The sequence below is a fragment of the Microbacterium commune genome, assembly GCF_014836945.1.
GTDB lineage: Bacteria > Actinomycetota > Actinomycetes > Actinomycetales > Microbacteriaceae > Microbacterium > Microbacterium commune.
The window spans coordinates 91,747-115,742 of record NZ_JACSPX010000002.1; the positions used below are offsets into that span (position 1 = coordinate 91,747).

Sequence of the window (23,996 nt, forward strand, 5' to 3'; positions counted from 1 at the left end):
CGTCATGAGAATCCTCGTCATCGGAGGCAGCGGCCACATCGGCTCCTACCTCGTTCCCCGTCTCGTCCGCGCCGGTCACCAGGTGGTGTCGATGAGCAGAGGCCAGGCCGGCCCCTACACCGACGGCCCGGAATGGGGTGAGGTGATCCCGGTCGCCGTCGACAGGGGAGCGGCGGAAGCCGACGGGTCGTTCGGACGAACGGTGCTCGCCCAGCGCGCCGACGTCGTCATCGATCTGATCTGCTTCACCGAAGAATCGGCGGCAGCTCTCGTCACCGCACTCCGGGGCGGCGTCGACCACCTGCTGCACTGCGGGTCCGTGTGGAGGTACGGCGCGAGCCGCAAGCTGCCGATCACAGAGGATTCGGCGTGCACCGATGAGCCGCACGATGAGTACGGCATCCACAAGGCGCGGATCGCCGATCTGCTGAAGCGGGAGAACGGGAACGGGGGACTGATCACCACCTCGATCCACCCTGGCCACATCGTGGGGCCCGGCTGGCATCCGATCGGCCCGGTCGGCAACGTGGACGAGACGCTGTGGACGGCGCTGTCATCGGGCCGGACGATCGACGTGCCCGGCAGCGGCACCGAGACGCTGCATCACGTGCATGCCGACGACGTCGCGCAGGCCTTCGAGCGAGCTGTCGCGAACCGGGACGCAGCCGCGGGGGAGGACTTCAACATCGTCGCGCCGACCGCGTTGAACGTCCGCGGATACATCCAGATCGCCTCGGGCTGGTTCGGGCACGCCTCGGCGCTGCGCAGCGTGAGCTGGGATCGCTTCCGCGAGCTGACGACGCCCGAGCACGCGGACGTCAGTCGGAGTCACCTGGAGCGCAGTCAGGTGTTCAGCATCGAGAAGGCGAGGGCGCGTCTCGGCTACGAGCCGCGCTACGAGCCGGAAGCAGCGATCCTGGAGTCGGTGCGCTGGCTCATCGAACAGAACCGGCTGCCCGTGCGGGCACCGTTGCGCTGACCCGCAAGCCCGGTACGCCGCACCTCTCTGCGGGACTACTCTCAGATCATGAAGGGGCACTCGCATCCAATCATCGCGCTGCGGCGCGTGCGCATCCTGCCGCGCTGGATACGGCACATCGACGCGCGGGCGGCGCATGCGGTGAATCGCCAACGCCACCTGCCCGCAATCGACCGCAGGCTCGCACGCCTGTCGCATCGCGCGGATCGCAGTCGCCTCTGGTTCGAGATCGCGGCTGCGCTCTACCTGCTCGGGGGCAAGCCGCGCCGAGGTGCCGTTCGCGGGATCGCATCGCTGATCGTCGGCAGTGCGCTGGCGAACCTCGTCGGCAAGCGGATCTTCGGCGGTGATCGGCCGCTGCTCAAGGACGTGCCGGTGCCTCGCCGGCTGAAGCGGACACCCACTTCCGGCTCGTTCCCGTCGGGGCATTCATCGTCGGCGGCGGCTTTCGTCACGGGTGTCGCCCTCGAATCGGGCCGCTCCGGTGCGGTGCTCGCGCCGCTCGGCGCCGCCGTCGCTTACTCGCGTCTGCACACGGGGGCGCACTGGCTGTCGGACGTGATCGGGGGAGCGGCGCTGGGCTCCGCCGTCGCCGTCGTCGGGCGGGTGCTCGTGCCGGCACCTGCTCGGTCTGAACCCGCGCATCTCGGCCCGACGATCGACCTGCCGTCACTGCCCGAGGGCGACGGCGCGCTGATCTTCGTGAACGTCGCATCCGGCATCGATCCGCTGCGCCCGGAGCCGCGTGACTTCATCTCCCGCGAGCTTCCTCGCGCACACATCCACGTTCTCGAGGAGGGCGAGCGCATCTCGAACCTCGTGCGCGATGCTCTGACGGGGACGAACCCGCCCCGGGTCATCGGTGTCTGGGGCGGCGACGGCACGGTCGCCTCCGCGGCCGACGCGGCTCGCCGTGCCGGCCTTCCGCTGCTGATCTTCCCGGGCGGGACGTTCAACCACTTCGCGCGCACGGCCGGCGCGGAGACGATCGACGCCGCCGTGCAGGCAGTGCGTGACGGTGCGGGGCGGCGCGTCGATGTCGCCGAGCTGATCATCGACGACGAGCCGCCGGTGACCGTGATGAACGTGGCCTCGGTCGGGGTGTATCCCGGTTTCGTCGCGGAGCGCGAGGAGATGGAAGGGGCGCTGGGCAAGCCCGTGGCGGCGCTGATCGCCGCGGTGCGGGTGCTGGCACGGGCGCACACGCTGCACGTGCGCGTCGACGGGCGCGCAGCGCGGGTGTGGTCGATCGCGGTGGCCGCGGGGCAGAACTCGTCGGCGTCGATGGTGCCGCTCCAGCGTCGCCGCCTCGACGACGGTGTTCTCGACGTCCGGGTGCTGCACGCGCGGGGTCGGATGCCGCGGCTGCGCGGACTCGTCGCACTGGCGTTCGGGGTGAAGGCATCCGCTCTTCTCGACCGGGTGCCTGGGCGTGCTGCCCTCGCGACGATCGAGGCGTTCACCGCCGAGCAGGTGCGGATCGAGGCACGATCGTCGACCGGCGAGGCGGTGAACGTGGCGCATGACGGTGAGGTGTCCGTGCTCGAACAGGGCAGCACGGTGGCGACGGTGCGCATCGTTCCCGGTGGACTAAACGTCTACGGCGCTCCCGCGTCGAGCGTGAGTGCGTAGGGGTCTCGGACAGCGGGAGAGCGGCCGAATCAGATGTTCTGACATAATGTGCATTATCGGTTATTCCGTGCGAACGCCCCAGCAGCGTCGATGCGGCCCGGCGGGCTCACGCGACGTACTCGGCGAGATGCTCGCCGGTCAGCGTCGATCGATCGGCGACAAGGGCCGCCGGCGTCCCCTCGAAGACGACACGTCCGCCGTCGTGACCGGCGCCAGGTCCGATGTCGATGATCCAGTCGGCGTGCGCCATCACCGCCTGATGGTGCTCGATGACGATGACCGTCTTTCCCGAGTCGACGAGGCGATCGAGCAGACCGAGCAGGTTCTCGACATCGGCGAGATGCAGGCCGGTGGTCGGCTCGTCCAGCACATAGACGTCGGCGTCCTCACCCATCTGGATCGCCAGCTTCAGGCGCTGTCGCTCACCGCCGGACAGCGTCGACAGCGGCTGACCGAGGGTCAGGTACCCGAGGCCCACATCCGTCATCCGCGACAGCACAGAGACCACGGCGGGGATCCTCGTCTCGGATGCCGAGAAGAACTCCCGCGCCTCGGCGACCGGCAGGTCCAGCACCTCGGTGATGTCCAGCCCGCCCAGCTTGTACTCGAGAACGCCCAGCTGGAACCGCTTGCCGCCGCAGTCCTCGCACGGCGTCTCGATCGTGTCCATGAATCCGAGCTCGGTGACGATCACGCCCGAGCCCTTGCAGCTCGGGCAGGCGCCCTCGCTGTTCGCACTGAACAGGGCCGGTTTCACGCCGTTGGCCTTCGCGAACGCCTTGCGGATCGGCTCCAGCATCCCCGTGTAGGTGGCGGGATTGCTGCGGCGTGATCCCTTGATCGCCGTCTGGTCGATCGCGACCACGCCGTCCATCGGGCTGATCGAACCGTGCACCAGCGAGCTCTTGCCCGAACCCGCCACGCCGGTCACGACGGTCAGCACCCCGGTGGGCACATCCACGTCGACGTCCCTCAGGTTGTTGGCGTCGGCGCCGCGCACCTGGATCGCGCCGGTCGCCGCCCGCACGGCACTCTTCAGGGATGTGCGGTCGTGCAGATGACGACCGGTGAGCGTGTCGCTGCGGGTCAGCTCGTCGACGGTGCCCTCGAAGCAGACCTCTCCCCCGCCGCTGCCGGCTCCCGGTCCGAGGTCGACGACGCGATCCGCGATCGCGATCGTCTCGGGCTTGTGCTCGACGACGAGCACGGTGTTGCCCTTGTCGCGCAGCTGCAGCAGAAGCGTGTTCATGCGCTGGATGTCGTGCGGATGCAGGCCGATCGTCGGCTCATCGAACACGTAGGTCACATCGGTCAGCGACGAGCCGTGGTGACGCAGCAGCTTGATGCGCTGCGCCTCTCCCCCGCTGAGGGTGCCCGACGGACGCTCGAGGCTCAGGTAGCCCAACCCGAGCGTCACGAACGCATCGAGGTTCGCGCGCAGCGCGCCCAGCAGCGGACCCGCCCCGCTCAGAGACAGGCCGCGCACCCACGCCGCCAGATCCGTGACCTGCATGCGACAGGCGTCGGCGATGCTGATCCCGTCGATCCTCGATGATCGCGCGGCCTCGGTGAGCCGGGTGCCGTCGCACTCCGGGCACGTCGTGAAGGTCGCCACCCGCTCCACGAACGCCCGGATGTGCGGCTGCAGGGCGTCGATGTCCTTCGAGAGCATCGATTTCGTGATCTTGGGGATCAAGCCCTCGTAGGTCATGTTGATCCCCGAGATCTTCACCTTGGTGACCTCGCCGTATAGGAACATGTGCCGCTGCTTCTCGGTGAACTCCGCGATGGGCTTGTCGGCGGGGTAGAAACCCGACTGCGAGAAGCCCTTCACCATCCATCCGTCCGCCGTGTACCCGGGCACCATGATGGCGCCGTCGTCGAGCGACTTCGACTCGTCGATCACCTGGGTCAGGTCGATGTCCGACACCGCTCCCCTGCCCTCGCACCTCGGGCACATGCCGCCGAGGTACACGGCATCCTTGACGATCTTCTTCTCGCCTCTCGCACCGGTCATCACCCCGCTGGCCTTCTGGGTGGGGATGTTGAACGAGAACGCGGTGGGTCCACCGATGTGCGGCGCGCCGAACTTCGAGAACAGGATGCGCAGCATCGCGTTCGCGTCGGTGACCGTGCCCACCGTCGAGCGCGGATTGGCGCCCAGACGCTCCTGGTCGACGATGATCGCGGTGGTCAGCCCTTCGAGCACGTCGACGTCGGGGCGGGGAACGGACGGCATGAACCCCTGCACGAACGCACTGTACGTCTCGTCGATCAGCCGGCGCGACTCCGCGGCGATCGTGTCGAACACGAGCGAGCTCTTGCCCGACCCGGAGACGCCGGTGAACACCGTGAGGCGCCTCTTGGGCAGGCTGACCGAGACGTCCTTGAGATTGTTCTCGCGCGCGCCCTCGACGCGGATGACGTCGTGGCTGTCGGCGGGGTGGTCCTGCGGCACGGTGCTTCCTTCGTCGGATGGGATCGGATGCCGGGCGGCGAACGCGTCAGGCGACGGCCTGGTTGATACGCACGAAGTTACCGGCTGGGTCACGGAATGCGCAGTCGCGCACGCCGTACGGCTGATCGATCGGCTCCTGCACGACGTCCGCGCCCTTCGCCTCGATCTCCGCGAAGGCGGCGTCGACGTCGTCGGCGGTGAGCACGATGCCGGCGTAGCTTCCCTTCGCCATGAGCTCGAGGATCGTCCGACGCTCGTCATCGCTGATGCCCGGGTCGACCGCGGGAGGGGTGAGCACGATCGACGTGTCGGGCTGACCGGCCGGCCCTACCGTGATCCACCGCATGTCCTCGTATCCCACGTCCTTGCGGACCTCGAAACCGAGCACGTCGCGATAGAAGGCGAGGGATGCCTCCGGATCGATGTGCGGGAGGAAGCTGACGCTGATGGTGATGCTGTTCATGACCTCGACGCTACTCACGCCCGTGCGACGCCGCTTCTCGATTCCTGATCGGTCTGGTCGCCTGCTTCTCGATCCACGACGGGATGCCGGGGCCGAGCCCTGGCTCGCGTCGGTAGGCGCTCGGTGAGAGGCCGACGAGTTCGCTGAAGCGGGTGCTGAACGTGCCGAGCGACGAGAAGCCGACGGCGAAGCAGGCATCCGTCACACTCACGTCACCGCGGCGCAGCAGCGCCATGGCCCGCTCGATGCGTCGCGTCATGAGATACGAATACGGTGATTCGCCGAACACCTGGCGGAACCGCCGGCTGAGATGACCGGCGGACATGTGCTCTCCGCGTGCCAGCGTCTCGACGTCCAGTGGGCGAGCGTACTCGCGATCGATCCGATCGCGCACCCGCCGCAGTCTGATCAGTTCGGCGAGTCGGTACTCGTCCTCCACATCGTGTGCCACATCCCGATCCTGGCATCCGATAGCGTGTGCGCGAAGGGCCCGTCGTACGAAAGGACCACCATGGACACGTTCCGCTTCACCGAGCCGGGTTTCCTGCGCTCCGTCCGTCTCTTTCTCGCCATCGCCGGTGCGATCACGCTCATCGCCGGGATCGTGCTGCTCATCTGGCCCGCGAAGTCGGCGGTGATCGTCACCGGCATCTTCGCGAGCTACCTCATCATCGGCGGGCTGGTATATCTCGGTCTCGCCGTGTTCTCGGGCAGAGGGGGCGGCTGGGTGCGCGCCGGGCACGTCGTCCTGGGTCTGCTGTACGTGGTCACCGGCGTCGTCGCCTTCGCCAACCTCAGCGCCGCGACGGTCACGCTCGCGATCATCGTGGCGATCTTCATCGGCGTGAGCTGGATCGCCGACGGAGTCGTGGCCCTGAGCCTCATGGGCCACGATGCGTCGAGGGCATGGACGCTGCTGTACGCCCTGCTCGGCATCGTCGCGGGCATCGCCGTGCTGCTCTCGCCGCTCTACGCCGCGACGGTGCTCTGGCTGATCCTCGGGGTCTCCCTGGTCGCGCTGGGCGTCGTGCAGCTAGTGCGGGCATTCACCCTCACACAGGCCGAGGCCGTGCAGACGCCGGACGTGCTCATCTGAGCCGAACCCGCGACGCGAAGAGGGAGGCCACCGACGGATGGCCTCCCTCTTCGCCGGAGCGTCACTCGGCGGCGAAGTCCGAGGTGTCGCCGACGAGGCGCGTGTTGTCGGCGGGCACCGGCTCGACGGCGGCCTTGGCGACCTCGGCGGCGAACTCCGAGACGTTGTAGAGCTTTCCCGCCGATTCGCGACGCCCGGCGATCGCCCCGGGGTTCGCGCGCTCGAGCAGGGTCGCCGTGATGGTGCCCTCGATCATGTCGCCGGAGACGACGGTGAACCCGACACCCTTCTCCGCGAGACCGGGGATCAGCTCACGCAGAGCGTCCTCACCCGCGCGCTTCGAGCGAGCGACGGGCTCGTACTCCGGCATGGTAGGCGTGGTGCGGATGAAGTGCGCCTGGTGGCTGGTGACGAACACGACCCTCGCCCCGTCGCCCAGCAGCGGCTCAGCAGTCTGGAGCACGTTCACCTGCGCGTCGCGGTTGAGTTTCAGGGCGTAGTCCTCGGCCATCCCCGACTCCATGCCTCCGGAGGCGTTGAGCACGAGCACGTCCAGACGACCGAACTCCTCGCGCACGCGGTCGAACATCGCCGACACGGAATCAGGATCGGTGAGATCGGCGCCCACGACCAGAGCGCGACGGCCGAGGGCACGCAGCTCGTTCGCGAGCTTCTCGGCGCGCGGAGCCTTGTTGCGGAAGTTGATGACGACGTCGGCGCCCGCCTCGGCGAAGTAGCGGACGGTATCGGCGCCGATGCCTCGCGACGATCCGGTGACCAGAGCCACCTTGCCGTCGAGGGATCCGGCGGGAAGGACCTGGGTCATCTCTGCTCCTCGGGATGCGCGAAATCGCCCGGATGGCGACATTCCACCCTACAACGGTGCGCTGTCCGGACCGGGTCGTGAGCCCCGTGGTAGGTTGACGCTCAGGAGGGCGCATGGACGGTCTGGCGACATTCTTAGCCGACATCGGGCAGTGGGCGTGGATCGCGTGGCTGGTGCTCATCGCCCTCTTCCTGGTGATCGAGATGCTCACCCTCGACTTCACGTTCCTCATGCTCGCGTTCGGCGGTCTCGTCGGACTCGTGGCAGGGCTCCTCGGGCTCCCCTGGTGGGCCCAGCTGATCGTCGCCGCCGTCGCCGCCGCGATGTTCATCTTCTTCCTGCGGCCTCCGCTGCTGCACCGCCTGCGGCGGGGCGAGGACCCGGCGAAATCGAACGTGGATGCGCTGATGGGCCTCCGCGGCACAGCGCTTCTCGACATCACCCAGATCACCGGCCAGGTCAAGCTCAGCAACGGCGACATCTGGACCGCGCGCAGTGTCGACGGCGCGCCCATCATCACCGGCACCCGCATCGCCGTGGTCGACATCAGCGGCGCCACCGCCATCGTCCGACCCGTCACCGAATAGGAGCATGATGAACGACTCCTCGTTCGTTCCGACCGCCATCGCGTGGATCCTCGCCATCGCGGTCATCATCTTCGTGCTGGTCACGATCGCTCGCGCGATCCGGATCATCCCGCAGGCGACGGCCGGCGTCGTGGAACGCCTCGGCCGGTATCACAAGACGCTCCAGCCGGGGCTGAACCTCCTCGTGCCGTTCATCGACCGGCTGCGTCCGCTCATCGACATGCGCGAGCAGGTCGTCTCGTTCCCGCCTCAGCCCGTCATCACCGAGGACAACCTGGTGGTGTCGATCGACACGGTGGTGTACTTCCAGGTGACGGATGCCCGTGCCGCGACCTACGAGATCGCGAACTACCTCGGTGCGGTCGAGCAGCTCACCACGACGACGCTGCGCAACGTCGTGGGTGGGCTGAACCTCGAGGAGGCGCTCACCAGCCGCGACAACATCAACGGCCAGCTGCGCGTCGTGCTCGACGAGGCGACCGGCAAGTGGGGCATCCGCGTCTCCCGCGTCGAGCTGAAGGCCATCGACCCGCCCGTGTCGATCCAGGACTCGATGGAGAAGCAGATGCGCGCCGAGCGCGAGCGTCGCGCCACGATCCTGACCGCGGAAGGGTCGAAGCAGTCCCAGATCCTGGAGGCGGAGGGTCAGCGCCAGGCGGCGATCCTCAAGGCGGAGGGCGACAAGCAGGCCGCCGTGCTGCGCGCCCAGGGTGAGGCGGAGGCGATCCAGAACGTGTTCGGGGCGATCCACCAGGGCCGGCCCGATGACAAGCTGCTCGCGTATCAGTACCTACAGATGCTGCCCAAGATCAGCGAGAGCGAGTCGAGCAAGCTCTGGATCATCCCCAGCGAGCTAACCGAGGCTCTCAAGGGCATCGGGTCGGCGTTCACTCCCCGCGGTGAGGCGGCCGACGAGCCGCCGCGCGCCCAGTGACGCACCCGTTCTTCGCCGGCAGCAGGCACCCGCGGGTCTTCGCTCACCGCGGTCTAGTGCTCCCTGACACCCGGAGCACGGTCTGGGAGAACACGGCGGCGGCGTTCGCCTCAGCCCACGCAGCCGGTGCGGAGTACATCGAGACGGATTGCCGGGTGACGGCAGACGGTGATGTGGTGCTCTTCCACGACGAGACGCTGCAGCGCGTCGCGGGCGACCCGCGCGCGGTGCGTTCGGTGAGGACGAGGGAGCTGGCGGACATGTTCGCCGGGCACGGCGGACTGCTCACCGTGGCGGACGCGCTCGACGCCTTTCCCGACACGAGGTTCAACATCGACGTGAAGACCGCCGAGGCGTCGGCCCCGCTCGGCGCGGTGCTCGCTCCGCACGCGCACCGCGTGCTGGTGACGAGCTTCTCCGACCGGCACCGTCTGCACGCGCTGCGGGCGACCATGGACGCGGGAGCGGAGATCCGCCCCGCCACATCGGGTGGCCGATCGGTGATCGCGCGTCTGCGCGCACTCTCCGCTGCCCGCCTCTCCCCCGCCCGCGCGCTGCGCGACATCGACGCGGTGCAGATCCCGGAGTCGCACCGCGGCATCCGCCTGTTCACCCCCGCCCTGCTACGGGCCGCACGCCGCAGCGGAGCCGAAGTGCACGTCTGGACGGTCAACGACCCCGACGAGATGACGCGACTGGTCGCCGGCGGTGCGGACGGCATCGTGACCGACCGCGCCGACGTGGCCGTGCGCGCACTCTCCTGACGACCTGCCGCCGACGCGTGCGGCCCTGGGATTACCCTGTGAGTTCGCACCGGTTGTCGCCGCTGTGGATGAAGCGCACAGGCGCGAGCGTTATACCTGACAGCGACGAGAGGACCACACAATGGCAGATCGCAGCCTTCGCGGCATCCGGCTGGGTGCCCAGAGCCTTCAGAGCGAGGAGGGCGTCGTGTTCATGGAGCGACGCGCCACCGAGTACAAGTGCGACACGTGCGGTCAGGAGACCACCCTGATGTTCGCGGCGGACGCCGAGGCACCGCAGACCTGGGAGTGCCGTCACTGCGGCGCCGAGGCGGTGCTGCAGGTCGACGGCGCGTCCGTCAAGCTCGAGGACAGCGACGAGAAGGTGGCGCGAACCCACTGGGACATGCTGCTCGAGCGCCGCACGCGTGACGAACTCGAGGAGCTGCTCGCAGAGCGGCTCGCCTACGTCCGCGCCCGTCGCGGTGCGGGAGACGACCCCACCCGCCACCGCATCGGCGCGTGACTCAGCGTCGCCGCCGAGACAGCAGTCCCGCGACGACGAGCACAGCCGGCGTGATCAGCATCCCCAGCTGAATCCACGGACCCAGCACGACCCCAGCCGTGAGGCCGGAGCGCAGTTCGACTTCCTCGAGCAGCGCTCCGGCCTCATCGGCGTCCAGGGTCGACACCGTCGACCCGTCCGGCCGGATGATCTGGCTCGTGCCCACGGTCGAGACGTTCACCACGCTGCGGCCGGTCTCCACGGCGCGCATGCGCGCGAACGCGAGCTGCTGCAGGTTCTCGTCCGTCCCGCGGAAGTCGGCGTTGTTGGTCTGGAAGACGAGCACCTCGGCGCCCTGCATCACGCTCTCGCGGATGACTTCGTCGTAGATCACGTCGAAGCAGATCGCGAGACCGACTCCGGTCCCGCCCACCTGCACGAGCGGCGGGTTGGTGCCGGGGGTGTATTCGCGGCCGATGAGCCCGATGAGGTCGGGGGCGAGCGCGTAGTAGAAGTCGCGGTCGGGCACGTACTCGCCGAAGGGCACCGGATGGCGTTTGTCGTGCAGCTGCGTGGCGTCGCCGTCCTTCGTCCACAGGAACGACGTGTTGAAGATCTGCTCACCGCGCTCGGTGGCGGTGTTGGCCAGCAGCGGTGCATCGAACTCGTTCACCAGGCGGGTGAGCCGCCGCGCCGTCGTCTCGTCCTGGAACGGGTCGTAGTCGATGCCGCCCTCGGGCCAGACGAGCAGGTCGACGTCCGCATCGTCGATCATCCTGGTGGCGTCCGTCTGAGCGCTGATCACCCCGTACGGCTCGCGTTCGTCGAAGTAGCCCGTGGTGCCGTTGCCCTGCACCGCGGCGATGCGCATCTCGCCGGATCGCGCGGTGGGGAACAGCGGAGTCAGCAGCAGCACGATCAGCGTCACGGCAGGAGCGACGAGGTGCATCGGACGGATCCGTCCGCGCATCCGGAACAGCTCGATCAGCAGCGCGACGAGCGCGACCATCAGGAACGTCAGCCCGCTCACGCCCAGCCACGAGGCGACCGGCGCGAACGGACCCTGCGCCTGGGTCATGCCCAGCCGCGACCACGGGAATCCGCCGTACGGCCAGTTGCCGAGGAAGAGCTCGTGCGTGGTCCAGAGACCCGCAACGACCACGGGCAGGACAACCGGTGCGCTACGGGGCCAGACGCGCGGAAGCCAGCGGTACGCCAGCGTGATCGGCACGAGCGCCACCGCCGTGAGCACGCCCTCCACGACCGTCAGCGCGATCCACGGCACCGGACCGAGATAGCGCGCCGTGAAGGACACCTGCAGGGCGAAGAACACCAGTCCGTATGCCAAGCCGACCAGCAGCGCACCGCCGACGCGGCGTCCGCGCAGCATCGGCAGCAGCAGCGCCAACGCAACGAACACGAGGGGCCAGATGGCCGCCGCAGGAAACGCGAGCGCCATGAGCAGCCCCGCGACCGCGGCCACTCCGGCAGCCGCCCACAGCGGCACGGCGGGGCGTGCCGAAGGCGGGTCGGTGTCGTTCATCCGGTTCACACCGCGGTGTAGACGACGATGCCGCGACGCACCCCGTCGAGCGCTCGGCGAGCCGTGCGGGCCAGGTCGCCGTCCTCGGCGACGATCGAGAGCTGGTCGAGCAGATCGATCGTCTGCTTGGCCCAGCGCACGAAGTCGCCGGCCGCCATGTCGGCGTCGATCAGCACCCGATCGAGCGATCCGCCGCGGGCCCACGCGTGCATGGCTGCGGCAAGTCCCGGCGCCAGCGGCTCGGTGCGCGGCAGCGAGTAGTCGTGCTCGAGATCGTCGAGCTCTGCCCACAGCCTCGTCGTGGCGTCGTACGCGATGCGGAATGCGCCGCGCGGCAGGCCCCGCTCCCCCATGTTCTGCTCGTCGCGCCGCGGCTCGTAGACCAGGCAGCTGGCCATCGCGGCGAGCGACGGCGCGTCGAGGGTGCGCCACAGCCCCTGGCGCAGGGATTCGGCGACGAGCAGGTCGCGCTCACCGTAGATACGGCGCATGGTGCGGCCCGCGTCGGTGAGCGAGAGGCGATCGCCCTCGCCGTCGAGATAGCCGACGACCTGGAGCACGTCGATCACCCGGTCGAAGATCCGCGCAACCGTGCCGGTGCGCGTCTCGATCTGTCGGCGGATGCGGTCGGTGTCGCGCTTGAGCGAGAAGTACCGCTCCGCCCAGCGCGCATGCGCCTCACGGTCGGGGCAGCTGTGGCAGGCATGCCGACGCATGCGCGTGCGCAGCCCCTGGATCTTCTTGAGGCGCTTGTCACGCGCGGCACGCCCTCCGGCATCCCGTCGGTCCTTCTTCTCAAGATCGCTGAGCTCGCGCCGCATCGCGGCGTATTCGAGGAAGTCGCCGTGCTCGCACGTCATCGCGTCGCGGTAGCCGGAGAGGGATTCCTCCGCCTCGCGCACCTTGCGCGCGAGGCCCACGACAGACCTGTCGGCCTGGAACTGCGCGAACGACGACTCGAGGATCTCGCGTGCCCGTGCCCTGCCGAACCGATCGATGAGATTGACCGCCATGTTGTAGGTCGGTCGGAAACTGGAGTTGAGCGGATACGTGCGGCGGGATGCCAGGGCGGCGACCGCCTGAGGATCCATGCTCTCGGTCCACTGGACGACCGCGTGACCCTCGATGTCGATCCCACGGCGTCCCGCGCGGCCGGTGAGCTGGGTGTACTCCCCCGACGTGATGGCGACCCTGGCCTCGCCGTTGAACTTCTCCATCTTCTCGAGCACCACCGTGCGCGCCGGCATGTTGATGCCCAGAGCGAGCGTCTCGGTCGCGAAGACCGCCTTGACGAGCTTGCGCTGGAAGAGCTCCTCGACGACCTCCTTGAACGCGGGCAGCATGCCCGCATGATGGGCGGCGACGCCGCGCTCGAGGTCGTCGCGCCACTGCCAGAAGCCGAGCACGTCGAGGTCTTCGTCCTGCAATGCACGGGTGCGATCGGTGACGATCTCGCGGATCAGCGTGCGCTCCTCCTGCGTGGTCAGACGCACGCCGGAGCGGCGCACCTGCTGCACGGCCGCATCGCAGCCGACCCGGCTGAAGATGAAGAAGATGGCGGGCAGGAGGTTCGCCCGCTCGAGCAGCCGCACCACCTCGGGCCGGTCCATCCGCTCGACGCGGCCCATGTTCGACGGCCGCACGGGGCGCTTGCCGCCCCGGGGCGCCCGGTGCGCCTCCCTGCCGGCGTGTCTGCTGCTGCGGTGCTCCTGCGCGCGGCGGTTGCTCTCGTGGCGGGAGCCGGTGAACGAGCGGATGCGCAGCAGCTCCTGGTTCACCTGGGCGGTCGCGATGCCCGCGCGCTCGTCGAAGAGGGGCAGCAGGTCATCGCGCACGAGGACGTGCTGCTCGAGGGGCACCGGACGGAGCTCGGACACGATCACGTCGGTGTCGCCGCGGACGGTGTCGAGCCAGTCGCCGAACTCCTCGGCATTCGACACGGTCGCGCTGAGCGAGACGAGGCGCACCTGCTCGGGCAGATGCAGGATGACCTCCTCCCACACCGGACCGCGGAACCGGTCGGCGAGGTAGTGCACCTCGTCCATGATGACGTAGCGCAGCCCGCGCAGCGCGTCGGAGTCGGCGTACAGCATGTTGCGCAGCACCTCGGTGGTCATCACCACGATGCGCGCGTTGCCGTTGATGTTCGTGTCGCCCGTGAGCAGCCCCACCTGATCCGCGCCGTACACGTCGACCAGCTCGCGGAACTTCTGGTTCGACAGCGCCTTCATGGGCGTGGTGTAGAACGCCTTATCGCCGGCCGTCTGCATCGCGAGGTGGATCGCGAACTCGCCGACGATCGTCTTGCCCGCACCCGTGGGAGCGGCCACCAGCACGCTGCGGCCGCGCTCGAGCGCATAGCAGGCGTCGACCTGGAACGGATCGAGCGCGAAGCGCTGCCGCGCGGCGAACGCCTGTGTGTGCGGGTGCTCGGCCGCGGCGCGGGCGGCCGCATAGCGCTCGGCGGGTGAACTCATGCTGTGCGCAGGTCCGGGTCGAGGCCCTCGGCGATCCGTCGCTTGCGCCGCCGTCTGTCGAGCAGGAGGGTGAGGCCCGCGGCCGCGAAGTACAGCACCGTGAGCATGCCGGCCAGCATCAGCATGCTCACGACATCTGCGGCGGGCGTCGCGAGTGCCGCGAATGTGGTCGCGATGAGCACGGCGACCCGCCATCCCTTGAGGATCGCCTTCCCGGACAGGACGCCGGCGAAGTTGAGCACCACGAGGAACACGGGCAGCACGAAGGCGACGCCGATGACCATCATCATCTTGAAGACGAAGTCGTAGTACTTCTTCGCCTCGTACAGGTTGGTGGCGCCCTCGGCTGTGAAGGATGCCATCAGCTCGATGACGTGCGGGACGACCAGCGTGCCGACGTAGCATCCGGCGAAGAAGAGCGGCAGGGCCGCGCCCAGGAAACCGACCGTGTACCTGATCTCCTTGCGTGTCAGCCCCGGCATGATGAACGCCCAGAGCTGCCACATCCAGATCGGTGCCGACAGGAAGATGCCGATGGAGAAGGCGATGCGCATCCGCAGATCGAACGGCGCCGTGACCGAATCGTAGGTGAGCGCGACGAGCGTGTCGCTCGTCTTCGCGACCTGGTTGATCGGCTCGGTGATGAAGGCGATGATCGGGTCGGTGATGAGGAACGCGACGATCATGCCGACCAGCAGGCCGGCAGCCGCGAGCATGAGCCGCTTGCGGAACTCGAGAAGGTGAGCTCCCAGCGACATGCGCCGTTCGCCGCGTGGCTGGCTGTCCTTCGCGGCGTGGGAATCTACCGCAGCCACGCTGATCAGACTGTGCGATCAGGCCCGGCGGGCGCGTCGGGGTCGACGTCGCTCACGGCGTCCTTCTTCTTGGCGGGGTCGGCGGCGTCTTCCTCGCGCATGGCCTTCATCTCGCCCTTGAAGACACGAGCCGACTGGCCCATGCTCTTGGCCAGCGCCGGCAGCTTCGCCGCACCGAACAGAAGAAGGATGACGACGAGGAGTATAACCAGGTGCCATCCGTTGAGGTTGCCGAGCATGAAGGACTCCTAGATCGAGGTTGCGGTCAGTCTACCTGGGCGTGCTGCCGCTCAGACGTCTTGTAGAGGTCGAGTCCCGCCGCGGCCCAGTCGCGGGTCGTCGTGCGCGCGAGGGGCGGGTCGAGCACCTCGAGGGCACCGCCGAAGCGTGCGGCGACGCGCTTGATGCCGCGCGGGTCGGCCATCCGGATGCGGAGTGTCACGAGGCCCGCGCCTCGATCGACCTCCTCCTGCGGGAACGATCCGATCAGCGGCACCAGCCGCTCCGGGATCCGCACGGTCACCTCACCCTCCGGGCCGTCGCCGTCGCCGAACTCGGCGGGGACGGCGGCGTCGCCGTGCGTGATCGGGATGTCGGTGAGCCGCGCGTCGCTGACCCGGTCGAGGTGGAATGTGCGCATCGCGGTGCGCAGGTGACACCAGCCCTGCAGGTACCACTGGCCGTTGTCGATGCGGATCTGAGCGGGATCGACGGTGCGTGTGGTGGGCTGCGCGTCCGGAGCCTGGTAGCGGAACGACACGGCGACACCGTCGTGCAGCGCCTGCGAGACCACGCGCTGCACCTCCGTCACCGCGGCCGGCGCCACGACGAGGTCGGGTGGGGCACCGGCCGAGCCGCGCGACAGCTTGGCCATGAGACCGGTGACCAGGCCCGATTCGGCAACCGCCGGCACGGATGCGACCATCTGCAGTCCCGCCAGCAGCGCAGCAGCCTCGCGCGCGGTCAGACGCGGCACGCGCCGCAGCGCGACGTCGTTGGTGATCTCGATGATGTCGTGCTCGTCGAGCAGCTCCCAATCGATGTCGAACATCTCCTGCGGCAGCTGCCAGTAGCCGGAGTCTCCGGGCAGGCCGATGACCGTCAGCTTCTCGACCATCCCCCGGAGAGCCTCGCGGGTCACCCCGAAATCGGCGGCGGCTTCGTCGAGCGTCACCTGCCCGCGCTCGAGCAGGTAGGGCACGAGGGTGAGATAGAGCCGAACCTGCTCGGCAGCGAGAAGCGGGGCGCCCTGGGTGCTCATGATTCCTCCCGATCGGCGCCGTCCAGGGCGGCGGCGTGGCGCTCGGCGATCGCCCGAAGCCGCTGGATCACGGCACCGCGCAGATCCTCGGGATCCACCACCCGCACCTCTGGCCCGTACGACGCCAGCTCGTCGGCGAAGATGTCGCGGTCGACGTATCCGACGGCGATGCCCTGTGCGCGCGGTGTGGCGCGACGGCCGAGCCGCAGCGCGGCCTCGGTGCCCGGCGTGACCTCGAGCAGGGCGCGCTGGGCGGCCGCGACGTCCTCCAGACCCGCGAGTGCACGAGCCGCGGCGCCCTCACGCAGCGCGACGTCGAAGGTCTGCGCTGTCACCTTCACATCGCTGACGATGCGGCTGAGCAGGAAGGTGCGCTCGGCGTCCGCGTCGACGTCGATCCCGAACAGATGCCAGCGCGCCTCGTACTCCACCTGCGCGAGCGGACGGACGCGTCGGCGGGTGGGCGACTTCTCCCCCGGCTTGAGGTACTCGAAGACGACCACCCTGCTGCGCTCTATCCCCTCCTGCAGCGCGGGGAACGCAGCATCCCGGGCGGCGATGCGCGGTGCGAAGCCGATGATCGGCTCGTCGCCGTCGATGCCGAGTGCGCGGATCTTGCGCACTCCTGACCGGGCATCCATCGACACCGACTCGGTGCTCCACACGCTCCCGGCGAGACGCAGCACGGCGAGCTCGGCCGGTGTGAACTCGATGTCGGTGGGCAGGTCGTACTCGGCCTGCGGGATGCGGTAGCGGGCCTCGCGCAGATCGTGCGGATCGGCGGGATCGCCGATCGTCTCGATCGGAACGCCGAGCGAACGCAGCTCGTCCTTGTCGCGCTCGAACATCTTCTCCAGCGCATCGGTCCTCGCGCCTGCCTCGACGCGCTGCCGGTAGCCGGACACGTTCTCGATGATCTGCTGCTTGGTGAGCCCGATCTCCGTGGCCATCAGCGCCACGACGAGATTCGTCAGGCGCTCTTCGGCGGGGATCCGGGCAGGCGTCACCGGCCCATCAGCTCCTCGGGGATGACGCCCAGCACGTCGACGACGTACACGGTGGCGTCGTCACCGGACTCGGTCGGCACGATGACCATCAGCTGCGATCCCACCCGCGAGCTCGAGACCGCGTCGACGACCTCGGCAGGAAGACCGTCGGTGCCGGTGAGAGTGGCGTCCCAGGTGGTCTGGCCGACGCTGCGGCTCGTCCAGCCGACGGAGGTGGAGCGGATCAGGGCGGTGCCGTCGCCGACCTTCTCGTGCTCTCCCTGCAGCAGCGTCTCGGTGATCGTCTTCTTCGGCGCGGCCGTGTCGGGGATGATCACGCCGGGGCGACCGTCGGGTGCGCGCACCACCGAAGGGAGGCCGGGTGCGTCGTTGAACACCGCGGAGCCGTCCGCCTTGGCCAGGGCGGTGTAGCGCACGTCGTAGACGGCGACGAGGCTGTCGTTCGCATCGAGCCCGATCTGCTGCGCGGCGCCCTCGGGAAGCTCCGAAGCGGGGATCGATGCGACGATGCGGCTGCCTGCCGTCGCGCACGCCAACGCCTCGTCGACACCCGACAGCTCGGCGCCGGCGGACTCCGGGCTCCACAGCTTCAGCTGGGCGTCCAGCGTCTGTCCGGTCGTGCCGTTCACCAGCACCCGGGTGAGGATCGCCTCCTGGCGGCTGTCGGTGATCGCGCGGCCGTCACCGGTGATGATGTCGGCGTATGCGGGCTTTCCGGTGTGCACGGGCAGCTCGATCTCGACCTGCGGAGCGCCGAGATCTCCGGTCACCGTCACCGATCTCTCCAGCGCCGCCGAGCTGTCGCGCTCGCACGCGGCTCCGTCGAAAGTCGGCGCCGCGGCCGAGCACCCGGTCAGGACGAGGGTGGAGAGGGCGAGGGCCGAGAGGGCAGCGGTCGTTTTACGCACGCGCCCCAGTCTATTCCGATGCCCGCTCGCCCTCGCGCGACGCCGCCGCGACCCGCGCGCCGCCCGCGGCCTTCTGCGCCTCCCGCACGCGCTTGCGCAGGTTCTTGTCGGTGATCTCACGGTCGCCGACCGCGCCTGGCGTCCACAGCTCGACGTCCTCGTCACCGTAGCTGGACTTCGACGCGCGACGACGCACCTCGGGGGGCACGGCCCCCGGCGCCAGGCGACGTGCGGTGAGCAGGAAGCCGGTGTGCGCGACCATGCGGTGATCGGGGCGCACGGCGAGGCCCTCGACGTGCCAGCCGCGCACCATCGTCTCGGACGCATCCGGATCGGTGAACAGCCCGGTGCCTCGGATGTACTCCGCGACGCGCGACAGCTGGGTGGCCGTGGCGATGTAGCAGATCACCACTCCCCCGGGGGTGAGCGCCTCAGCGACGACGTCCATGCACTCCCACGGAGCGAGCATGTCGAGCACCACGCGATCGACCGTGCCGGCCGGGTGGTGAGCGCCCAGCTCCTCGGCCAGGTCTCCGACCACGACCTGCCATGTCGCGGGGGTCTCGCCGAAGAAGGTCTCGACGTTCGCCTTCGCGACCTCGGCGAAGTCCTCACGGCGCTCGAACGAGGTGAGGGTGCCCTCGGAGCCGATCGCGCGCAGCAGCGCCAACGACAGCGCACCCGAGCCGACACCGGCCTCGACGACCACGGCGCCGGGGAAGATGTCCGCCTGCATGACGATCTGCGCGGCGTCCTTCGGGTACACGATCGCCGCGCCGCGCGGCATCGACATCGCGAAGTCGCGGAGCAGAGGGCGCAGCGCCAGGTAGTCGTGGCCCGAGCTGTTGGTCGCGACGGATCCGTCGGGCTGGCCGATCAGATCGGCATGACGCAGCACCCCATGATGGGTGTGCAGCTCGCCGTCGGCACGCAGCGTGATGGTGTGCAGGCGCCCCTTCGGTCCGGTGAGCTGAACGCGGTCGCCCTCCCGGAAGGGACCGCTGGGACGTGCGGCGCTCATCGAGCACCCTCCTTCGCGAATCGGGCGTGCAGGTCTGCGAGGTCGGCCGTCGTGCGGCCCTCGAGGGTCGACCACAGCTCGTCGGCACCGCACCCGTCCAGCGCGACGATGTGCGGCACGCCGAGGGTGACCGCGCCCGATGCCGCGCCGGCGGCCACACCGGTCGGCGAGTCCTCGATGACGACGGCGTCGACGATGTCGATGCCCAGCTGGGCGGCCGCGGCCAGGTACGGATCGGGGAACGGCTTGGGCCTGTCGACCTCGTCGCCGGCGATGACGAGGTCGAACGCGGGGAAGTCGATCTGATCCAGGACGTCGAGCGCCATGCGACGAAGCGACATGGTCACCAGTGCCGTCGGGATGCCCTGCGCCCGCAGGTCGGCGAGAAGCTCGCGCGCGCCCGGTCGGAACGGCACCCCCTGCGTGCGCAGGAGCTCCGCGACACGATCGGTCATCAGGTCGACGATCTGCTGAGGTTCGAGGTCGACCCCCGCCTCCCGCAGCACGCGCCCGCTCTCGAGCAGACCGCTGCCGATCAGCTGCATCGCGTCGTCGTGCGTCCAGGTGCCCCCGTAGGACTCGACCAGCTCCGTCTCGACGGACATCCAGTAGGGCTCGGTGTTGACGAGGGTTCCGTCCATGTCCCACAGGACTGCGGCGGGCTTTCTGCTCATTGCACCCATGCTAGCCGGGTCGACGCGCCTCGCTTCACGGTGAGGTCTAGCCTGGAGGGATCGACTCGGCTTCCGGAAGGAGAGGGATGGACGTCCTCGGCTCTCGCATCATCGTCGCCGCGTTCGACGGCTGGAACGATGCCGGCGAGGCGGCCAGCGGTGCGATCGCGGCCCTGCGGGCGGCCGGCGAGTACGAACAGGTGCACGCCGTCGACCCCGAGCTGTACTTCGACTACCAGTACACGCGTCCCTCGACGCAGCTGAACGCCGACGGGCGTCGAGAGCTGCGGTGGCCGGAGGCGACGCTGTGGCGGCCGACCCGACCCGTCGACGCCGGGCCCGAGCTCTGGCTGCTGACCGGCTCCGAGCCGGCGCGCGCGTGGCAGGCGTTCGTGAACGAGTTCCTGGATGTCGCACTGCGCGACGACGCCACGGGTCTGGTCACGATCGGGGCGATGCTCTCCGACGTGCCGCACACCCGCCCGATCTCGGTGTTCGCCTCGAGTCAGGATGCGCGGGTGCGCGAGGTGCACGGGCTGGACAAGTCCAGCTACGAGGGCCCGGTGGGCATCCTGAGCGTGTTCGACCAGTTCTTCAGCCAGGCAGAGATCCCGGCGGCGAGCCTGTGGGCGAGCGTGCCGCACTACGTCGCGACGGCCGCCCCGTCGCCGAAGGCGACGCTGGCGCTGCTGGATCGTCTGGAGGAGCTGACCGGTGTGGGCCCCGCGCGCGAGCACATGCGCACCGAGGCCGCGGCGTGGGAGGCATCCATCGACGCGGCGGCCGCGGAGGACGAGGACATGGCGGAGTACATCCGCCAGCTCGAGCGCACCCGCGACGCGTGGGATTCCCCCGAAGCGTCAGGCGACGCCATCGCGCAGGCGTTCGAGCGCTATCTGCGCCGCCGGGGCGACGGCTTCGACAAGCGCTGATCGATCAGACGGCGGGCACGACGCCGGTCGCGAGCAGCACGATGAGGACGACGCCGAGCAGCACGCGGTAGATCACGAAGGGCAGGAAGCTGCGCTTCGAGATCCAGTTCATGAAGAACGCGATCACCCCGAGCGCGACGACGAACGCGACGCCGGTGGCGGCGAAGGTCTCACCCAGCCCGAAATGCTGATCCGGGTCTCCCCCGTGCTTGAACAGCTGGTAGAAACCGCTGCCGAAGACGGCGGGGATCGCCAGCAGGAACGCGTACCGGGCGGCCGCGGCGCGCTCGTACCCGAGGAAGAGACCCATCGTGATGGTGCCGCCCGAGCGGGACACACCGGGCACCAGTGCGAGCGCCTGCGCGAAACCGAACGCCGCGCCGTGCCCGTAGGTGAGCTGGTCGAGCTTGCGGCGCTTCGCACCGACATGGTCGGCGACGCCGAGCAGCACACCGAACACGATCAGCATGATCGCGACGATCCACAGGGAGCGGAACACCGTCTCGATCGAGTCCTGGAACAGCAGCCCCAGCACGACGATCGGGATGCTGCCGAGGATGATCAGCCAGCCCATCCGCGCGTCGGGATCGTTGCGCGGCGCCTTCCCGGTGAGGGAGCGGAACCACTGGGTGATGATGCGCACGATGTCCCGCCAGAAGAACACGACGACCGCGGCCTCGGTGCCGATCTGTGTGATGGCGGTGAACGCGGCGCCCGGGTCCTCGCCGGACGGCAGGAAGGTGCCGACGATGCGCAGGTGCGCGCTCGAGGAGATGGGCAGGAACTCCGTGAGTCCCTGCACAATGCCGAGGATGAGCGCTTCGAGCAGGTTCATGCGTCGCTTTCTGACAGGGGCTTGGTGGAGACGGGTCGCGAGCGCGGGCTGGTCAGCAGCCGCGCAGCAGATCGGCCAGCACGCGCTGGCCGAAGACAAGCGATTCTACGGGGACGCGCTCGTCGACTCCGTGGAACATCCCGGTGAAGTCCAGATCCGCGGGCAGACGCAGCGGCGCGAATCCGTATCCGGTGATGCCCAGCGATGCGAGCGCCTTGTTGTCGGTGCCGGCACCCAGAAGATACGGGATCACGGGAACTCCGGGGTCGTGACGCCCGAGCGCTGCGACCATGGCGTCGACGAGGTCTCCCTCGAATGCGGTCTCCATGCCGATGTCGCGCACGACCGTCTGGATCTCGACGTCGTCCCCGACGATGCGCTGCAGCTCGGCGAGCACGTCGTCCTCGGTCCCCGGGATGACGCGGACGTCGATGAGCGCCTCTGCCGTCTCCGGGATCACATTGTGCTTGTACCCCGCGGTCAGCGCCGTCGGGTTGGTCGTGGTGCGGAACGTCGAGCGCAGGAACGCCTCGGCGGGACCGGCCGCGGCGGCCAGGGCATCCGGGTCGTCGGTCGACCGGCCCGTGAGGGCGCTCAGCCCGTCGAGCAGCGCCCGCGTCGTCGGGGTGAGTCGGATCGGCCAGCGGGTGCGCCCGATCGCTGCCACCGCCTCGGCGAGCCGCGTCACCGCGTTGTCGTCGTGATAGCGGCTGCCGTGCCCGGCACGCCCCTTCGCGACCAGCCGCAGCCAGAGCATCGCCTTCTCCCCCACCTGAAGCAGATAGGCGCGGTGATCGTCGACGGTGATCGAATATCCGCCGACCTCGCTGATCGCCTCGGTGGCGCCGGCGAACCAGTCCGGACGCTCCTGCACGACGAGGGCCGAGCCCTCGACGCCGCCGTTCTCCTCGTCGGCGAAGAACGCGAGGATCAGGTCGCGCTCGGGCTGCTCGCCGGCCCGCAGGATGTCTGCGACCGCGGTGAGGATCATCGCGTTCATGTTCTTCATGTCGACGGCGCCGCGCCCCCACAGCATCCCGTCGCGCACCAGACCCTCGAACGGGTCGACGCTCCAGTCGGCGGCGACAGCCGGGACGACATCGAGGTGCCCGTGCACGACCAGCGCCGGACGCTCGGGATCGCGGCCGCGCACGCGTGCCATGACGTTGGTGCGCCGCTCGATCGGCTCGTAGTACTCCGGTTCGAGGCCCAGATCGGTCAGGTACGCGCCGACGTACTCGGCTGCCTCGCGCTCGCCGTTCGCCCGGCCTCCCCCGTAGTTCGAGGTGTCGATGCGGATCAGGTCGCGGGCGATGCGGACGACTTCGGGCAGCTCAGACTCGGGCATGTGCCCAGGCTACCCAACCCGGGTGGCGCGCCCGGGAGTCGGGCTGGTTCGAACAGGTGCGCGGGGCGTGCTAGAGTCGATCTTCGTTCGGCAGCGAACATCTGCGCGGGTGGCGGAATAGGTAGACGCGCTAGCTTGAGGTGCTAGTGCCCGCATAGGGCGTGGGGGTTCAAGTCCCCCCTCGCGCACAGAACGAAGAAGACCCGGGTCCTGAGGATCCGGGTCTTCTTCGTCTCAGCTCCGCTCCCGCAGACGCCGCCAGCGGTACGGCGGGAAGTCCTCCGGCCAGTGCATCCGCACGGTGCGGAATCCGCGCCTCACCCGGCGGCGGAAGCCGCGACCCCGCCACAGCGGACGCATCGAGATGCCCATCCGTCCTCCCCTGATCCGACCGATGCGCCCCACCTCGCCGAGGTGGTAGGACAGGTCGAGGTCGTCGTGGGTCTCGGCATCGTGGCGGTGCACGTCGGCGCGGACCGCGCGCCAGGCATCCGTCCGCATCGCCAGACTCGAGCCGAACAGCGGACGATGTCCGAGCGCCGCGCCGGCGGCGGCCGTGTACGCGCCGAGGTAGACCTCCGCCGTCCAGCGTAGGGCACGCGGTCCGTCGATGAATCGCGCACCGCCGGTCGCCGCGACGGTCGCCGTCGAGGACAACGACGCCACTGCGTCGTGCACCCACGTCGGCGGCGGCACGCAGTCGGCGTCCAGGCGGAGGATGAGGTCTCCGGCGGCTTCGTCGTACCCGGCTGCAGCCGCGGCAGGGATGCCGATCTCGGGACACGTCACCACACGCGCGCCGGCGGACGCGGCGATCGCCGCCGACGCATCCGAGGATGCATTGTCGACGACGATCACCTCATCGGCCGGTCGCGTCTGCTCGCGCAGGGCGTCGAGACAGCGCGTCAGCAGCTCCGCGTCATCCCGCACCGGGATGACGACCGACACTCGC

24 protein-coding genes and 1 tRNA gene are annotated in these 23,996 nt (G+C 69.2%); 9 read left to right on the plus strand and 16 right to left on the minus strand.

All coding sequences use genetic code 11. From position 1 onward, the window contains the following. Positions 1-4 precede the first annotated feature (4 nt). Positions 5-979 (plus strand): NAD-dependent epimerase/dehydratase family protein, encoded by a 975-nt coding sequence (locus H9633_RS09755; RefSeq protein ID WP_191713032.1) that lies wholly within the window; start codon positions 5-7, stop codon positions 977-979. Positions 980-1,027: 48 nt separating this feature from the next. Continuing rightward, on the plus strand, positions 1,028-2,611 hold the full coding sequence (locus H9633_RS09760) for a bifunctional phosphatase PAP2/diacylglycerol kinase family protein (protein WP_191713033.1): 1,584 nt from the start codon (positions 1,028-1,030) through the stop codon (positions 2,609-2,611). A 106-nt stretch (positions 2,612-2,717) separates the two neighbouring features. Here the strand turns inward: H9633_RS09760 and H9633_RS09765 are convergent, their stop codons facing one another. Genes H9633_RS09765 through H9633_RS09775 form a run of 3 tightly spaced genes read right to left on the minus strand, consistent with a single transcriptional unit; the run spans position 2,718 to position 5,983 of the window. Next, the gene (locus H9633_RS09765; protein ID WP_318247253.1) at positions 2,718-5,069 is read right to left on the minus strand and encodes an excinuclease ABC subunit UvrA; all 2,352 of its coding nucleotides are present in this window, start codon (positions 5,067-5,069) and stop codon (positions 2,718-2,720) included. A 46-nt stretch (positions 5,070-5,115) separates the two neighbouring features. Next, a complete protein-coding gene (locus H9633_RS09770) occupies positions 5,116-5,532 on the minus strand; it encodes a VOC family protein (RefSeq protein ID WP_071644455.1) in 417 nt (138 codons plus the stop codon). A 10-nt stretch (positions 5,533-5,542) separates the two neighbouring features. After that, the gene (locus H9633_RS09775; protein WP_071644454.1) at positions 5,543-5,983 is read right to left on the minus strand and encodes a helix-turn-helix transcriptional regulator; all 441 of its coding nucleotides are present in this window, start codon (positions 5,981-5,983) and stop codon (positions 5,543-5,545) included. A 60-nt stretch (positions 5,984-6,043) separates the two neighbouring features. Here H9633_RS09775 and H9633_RS09780 point away from each other — a divergent pair, with 60 nt between their 5' ends. Next, a complete protein-coding gene (locus H9633_RS09780; protein WP_071644453.1) occupies positions 6,044-6,628 on the plus strand; it encodes an HdeD family acid-resistance protein in 585 nt (194 codons plus the stop codon). Positions 6,629-6,689: 61 nt separating this feature from the next. On the opposite strand, the gene H9633_RS09785 is transcribed toward H9633_RS09780, so the two are convergent. Continuing rightward, positions 6,690-7,454 carry an SDR family oxidoreductase gene (locus H9633_RS09785; protein WP_191713034.1) on the minus strand — a complete coding sequence of 255 codons (765 nt, stop codon included), beginning with the start codon at positions 7,452-7,454 and terminating at the stop codon, positions 6,690-6,692. A gap of 113 nt (positions 7,455-7,567) precedes the next feature. On the opposite strand from H9633_RS09785, the gene H9633_RS09790 reads away from it, so the two are divergent. The 4 genes from H9633_RS09790 (at position 7,568) to H9633_RS09805 (ending at position 10,244) form a co-directional block, all read left to right on the plus strand. Continuing rightward, entirely contained in the window at positions 7,568-8,041 is a 474-nt protein-coding gene (locus H9633_RS09790; RefSeq protein WP_071644451.1) for an NfeD family protein, read from the plus strand. Positions 8,042-8,048: 7 nt separating this feature from the next. Beyond that, positions 8,049-8,975, plus strand: a complete 927-nt coding sequence (locus tag H9633_RS09795) for an SPFH domain-containing protein (protein WP_083428789.1) — start codon at positions 8,049-8,051, stop codon at positions 8,973-8,975. A gap of 56 nt (positions 8,976-9,031) precedes the next feature. Next, on the plus strand, positions 9,032-9,739 hold the full coding sequence (locus tag H9633_RS09800; RefSeq protein WP_318247254.1) for a glycerophosphodiester phosphodiesterase family protein: 708 nt from the start codon (positions 9,032-9,034) through the stop codon (positions 9,737-9,739). A 121-nt stretch (positions 9,740-9,860) separates the two neighbouring features. Beyond that, positions 9,861-10,244, plus strand: coding sequence for an RNA polymerase-binding protein RbpA (locus tag H9633_RS09805; protein ID WP_071644449.1), 384 nt, complete (start codon positions 9,861-9,863; stop codon positions 10,242-10,244). Between the two features lies 1 nt (position 10,245). On the opposite strand, the gene lnt is transcribed toward H9633_RS09805, so the two are convergent. The 9 genes from lnt to H9633_RS09850 all read right to left on the minus strand — a co-directional run bounded on the left by lnt (position 10,246) and on the right by H9633_RS09850 (position 19,929). Next, a complete protein-coding gene (gene lnt / locus H9633_RS09810; protein WP_191713036.1) occupies positions 10,246-11,766 on the minus strand; it encodes an apolipoprotein N-acyltransferase in 1,521 nt (506 codons plus the stop codon). Between the two features lie 5 nt (positions 11,767-11,771). After that, positions 11,772-14,243, minus strand: a complete 2,472-nt coding sequence (locus H9633_RS09815) for a DEAD/DEAH box helicase (RefSeq protein ID WP_191713037.1) — start codon at positions 14,241-14,243, stop codon at positions 11,772-11,774. Next, entirely contained in the window at positions 14,240-15,001 is a 762-nt protein-coding gene (gene tatC, locus H9633_RS09820) for a twin-arginine translocase subunit TatC (protein ID WP_071644447.1), read from the minus strand. The genes H9633_RS09815 and tatC overlap by 4 nt, the downstream gene beginning before the upstream one ends. 62 nt (positions 15,002-15,063) lie before the next feature. Further along, positions 15,064-15,297 (minus strand): Sec-independent protein translocase subunit TatA, encoded by a 234-nt coding sequence (gene tatA, locus H9633_RS09825; protein WP_071644446.1) that lies wholly within the window; start codon positions 15,295-15,297, stop codon positions 15,064-15,066. Positions 15,298-15,323: 26 nt separating this feature from the next. Beyond that, positions 15,324-16,319: a helix-turn-helix transcriptional regulator gene (locus H9633_RS09830; protein WP_191713038.1), complete on the minus strand. Its 996-nt coding sequence runs from the start codon at positions 16,317-16,319 to the stop codon at positions 15,324-15,326. Next, complete coding sequence (locus tag H9633_RS09835; protein WP_191713092.1) at positions 16,316-17,269, minus strand: helix-turn-helix transcriptional regulator; 954 nt, start codon at positions 17,267-17,269, stop codon at positions 16,316-16,318. The genes H9633_RS09830 and H9633_RS09835 overlap by 4 nt, the downstream gene beginning before the upstream one ends. A gap of 53 nt (positions 17,270-17,322) precedes the next feature. Then, positions 17,323-18,234, minus strand: a complete 912-nt coding sequence (locus tag H9633_RS09840) for a hypothetical protein (RefSeq protein ID WP_071644443.1) — start codon at positions 18,232-18,234, stop codon at positions 17,323-17,325. 10 nt (positions 18,235-18,244) lie between these two features. Then, the gene (locus H9633_RS09845; protein WP_191713039.1) at positions 18,245-19,255 is read right to left on the minus strand and encodes a tRNA (adenine-N1)-methyltransferase; all 1,011 of its coding nucleotides are present in this window, start codon (positions 19,253-19,255) and stop codon (positions 18,245-18,247) included. Then, positions 19,252-19,929 carry an HAD family hydrolase gene (locus H9633_RS09850; protein WP_225211368.1) on the minus strand — a complete coding sequence of 226 codons (678 nt, stop codon included), beginning with the start codon at positions 19,927-19,929 and terminating at the stop codon, positions 19,252-19,254. Before H9633_RS09850 ends, H9633_RS09845 begins: the two co-directional genes overlap by 4 nt. 86 nt (positions 19,930-20,015) lie before the next feature. Between H9633_RS09850 and H9633_RS09855 the strand changes: the two genes are divergently transcribed. Then, positions 20,016-20,861, plus strand: a complete 846-nt coding sequence (locus H9633_RS09855; RefSeq protein WP_071644440.1) for a PAC2 family protein — start codon at positions 20,016-20,018, stop codon at positions 20,859-20,861. A gap of 4 nt (positions 20,862-20,865) precedes the next feature. Here H9633_RS09855 and H9633_RS09860 read toward each other — a convergent pair whose 3' ends face one another. Next, complete coding sequence (locus tag H9633_RS09860) at positions 20,866-21,696, minus strand: undecaprenyl-diphosphate phosphatase (protein WP_071644438.1); 831 nt, start codon at positions 21,694-21,696, stop codon at positions 20,866-20,868. A gap of 52 nt (positions 21,697-21,748) precedes the next feature. Beyond that, positions 21,749-23,044, minus strand: coding sequence for a M20/M25/M40 family metallo-hydrolase (locus tag H9633_RS09865; protein WP_071644436.1), 1,296 nt, complete (start codon positions 23,042-23,044; stop codon positions 21,749-21,751). Positions 23,045-23,147: 103 nt separating this feature from the next. Between H9633_RS09865 and H9633_RS09870 the strand changes: the two genes are divergently transcribed. Continuing rightward, a tRNA-Leu gene (locus H9633_RS09870) sits at positions 23,148-23,232 on the plus strand. Positions 23,233-23,278: 46 nt separating this feature from the next. Here the strand turns inward: H9633_RS09870 and H9633_RS09875 are convergent. Beyond that, complete coding sequence (locus tag H9633_RS09875) at positions 23,279-23,992, minus strand: glycosyltransferase family A protein (RefSeq protein WP_318247255.1); 714 nt, start codon at positions 23,990-23,992, stop codon at positions 23,279-23,281. Between the last annotated feature and the right edge of the window lie 4 nt (positions 23,993-23,996).

What these genes read in the sequence shown, in the direction of transcription:
- H9633_RS09755 (WP_191713032.1), top strand. Translation starts at nt 5, where the DNA reads ATGAGAATCCTCGTCATCGGAGGCAGCGGCCACATCGGCTCCTACCTC.
- H9633_RS09760 (WP_191713033.1), top strand. Translation starts at nt 1,028, where the DNA reads ATGAAGGGGCACTCGCATCCAATCATCGCGCTGCGGCGCGTGCGCATC.
- H9633_RS09770 (WP_071644455.1), bottom strand. Translation starts at nt 5,532, where the DNA reads ATGAACAGCATCACCATCAGCGTCAGCTTCCTCCCGCACATCGATCCG.
- H9633_RS09780 (WP_071644453.1), top strand. Translation starts at nt 6,044, where the DNA reads ATGGACACGTTCCGCTTCACCGAGCCGGGTTTCCTGCGCTCCGTCCGT.
- H9633_RS09785 (WP_191713034.1), bottom strand. Translation starts at nt 7,454, where the DNA reads ATGACCCAGGTCCTTCCCGCCGGATCCCTCGACGGCAAGGTGGCTCTG.
- H9633_RS09790 (WP_071644451.1), top strand. Translation starts at nt 7,568, where the DNA reads ATGGACGGTCTGGCGACATTCTTAGCCGACATCGGGCAGTGGGCGTGG.
- H9633_RS09795 (WP_083428789.1), top strand. Translation starts at nt 8,049, where the DNA reads ATGAACGACTCCTCGTTCGTTCCGACCGCCATCGCGTGGATCCTCGCC.
- H9633_RS09805 (WP_071644449.1), top strand. Translation starts at nt 9,861, where the DNA reads ATGGCAGATCGCAGCCTTCGCGGCATCCGGCTGGGTGCCCAGAGCCTT.
- lnt (WP_191713036.1), bottom strand. Translation starts at nt 11,766, where the DNA reads ATGAACGACACCGACCCGCCTTCGGCACGCCCCGCCGTGCCGCTGTGG.
- H9633_RS09815 (WP_191713037.1), bottom strand. Translation starts at nt 14,243, where the DNA reads ATGAGTTCACCCGCCGAGCGCTATGCGGCCGCCCGCGCCGCGGCCGAG.
- tatC (WP_071644447.1), bottom strand. Translation starts at nt 15,001, where the DNA reads ATGTCGCTGGGAGCTCACCTTCTCGAGTTCCGCAAGCGGCTCATGCTC.
- tatA (WP_071644446.1), bottom strand. Translation starts at nt 15,297, where the DNA reads ATGCTCGGCAACCTCAACGGATGGCACCTGGTTATACTCCTCGTCGTC.
- H9633_RS09830 (WP_191713038.1), bottom strand. Translation starts at nt 16,319, where the DNA reads ATGAGCACCCAGGGCGCCCCGCTTCTCGCTGCCGAGCAGGTTCGGCTC.
- H9633_RS09835 (WP_191713092.1), bottom strand. Translation starts at nt 17,269, where the DNA reads ATGGCCACGGAGATCGGGCTCACCAAGCAGCAGATCATCGAGAACGTG.
- H9633_RS09845 (WP_191713039.1), bottom strand. Translation starts at nt 19,255, where the DNA reads ATGAGCGCCGCACGTCCCAGCGGTCCCTTCCGGGAGGGCGACCGCGTT.
- H9633_RS09850 (WP_225211368.1), bottom strand. Translation starts at nt 19,929, where the DNA reads ATGAGCAGAAAGCCCGCCGCAGTCCTGTGGGACATGGACGGAACCCTC.
- H9633_RS09855 (WP_071644440.1), top strand. Translation starts at nt 20,016, where the DNA reads ATGGACGTCCTCGGCTCTCGCATCATCGTCGCCGCGTTCGACGGCTGG.
- H9633_RS09860 (WP_071644438.1), bottom strand. Translation starts at nt 21,696, where the DNA reads ATGAACCTGCTCGAAGCGCTCATCCTCGGCATTGTGCAGGGACTCACG.
- H9633_RS09865 (WP_071644436.1), bottom strand. Translation starts at nt 23,044, where the DNA reads ATGCCCGAGTCTGAGCTGCCCGAAGTCGTCCGCATCGCCCGCGACCTG.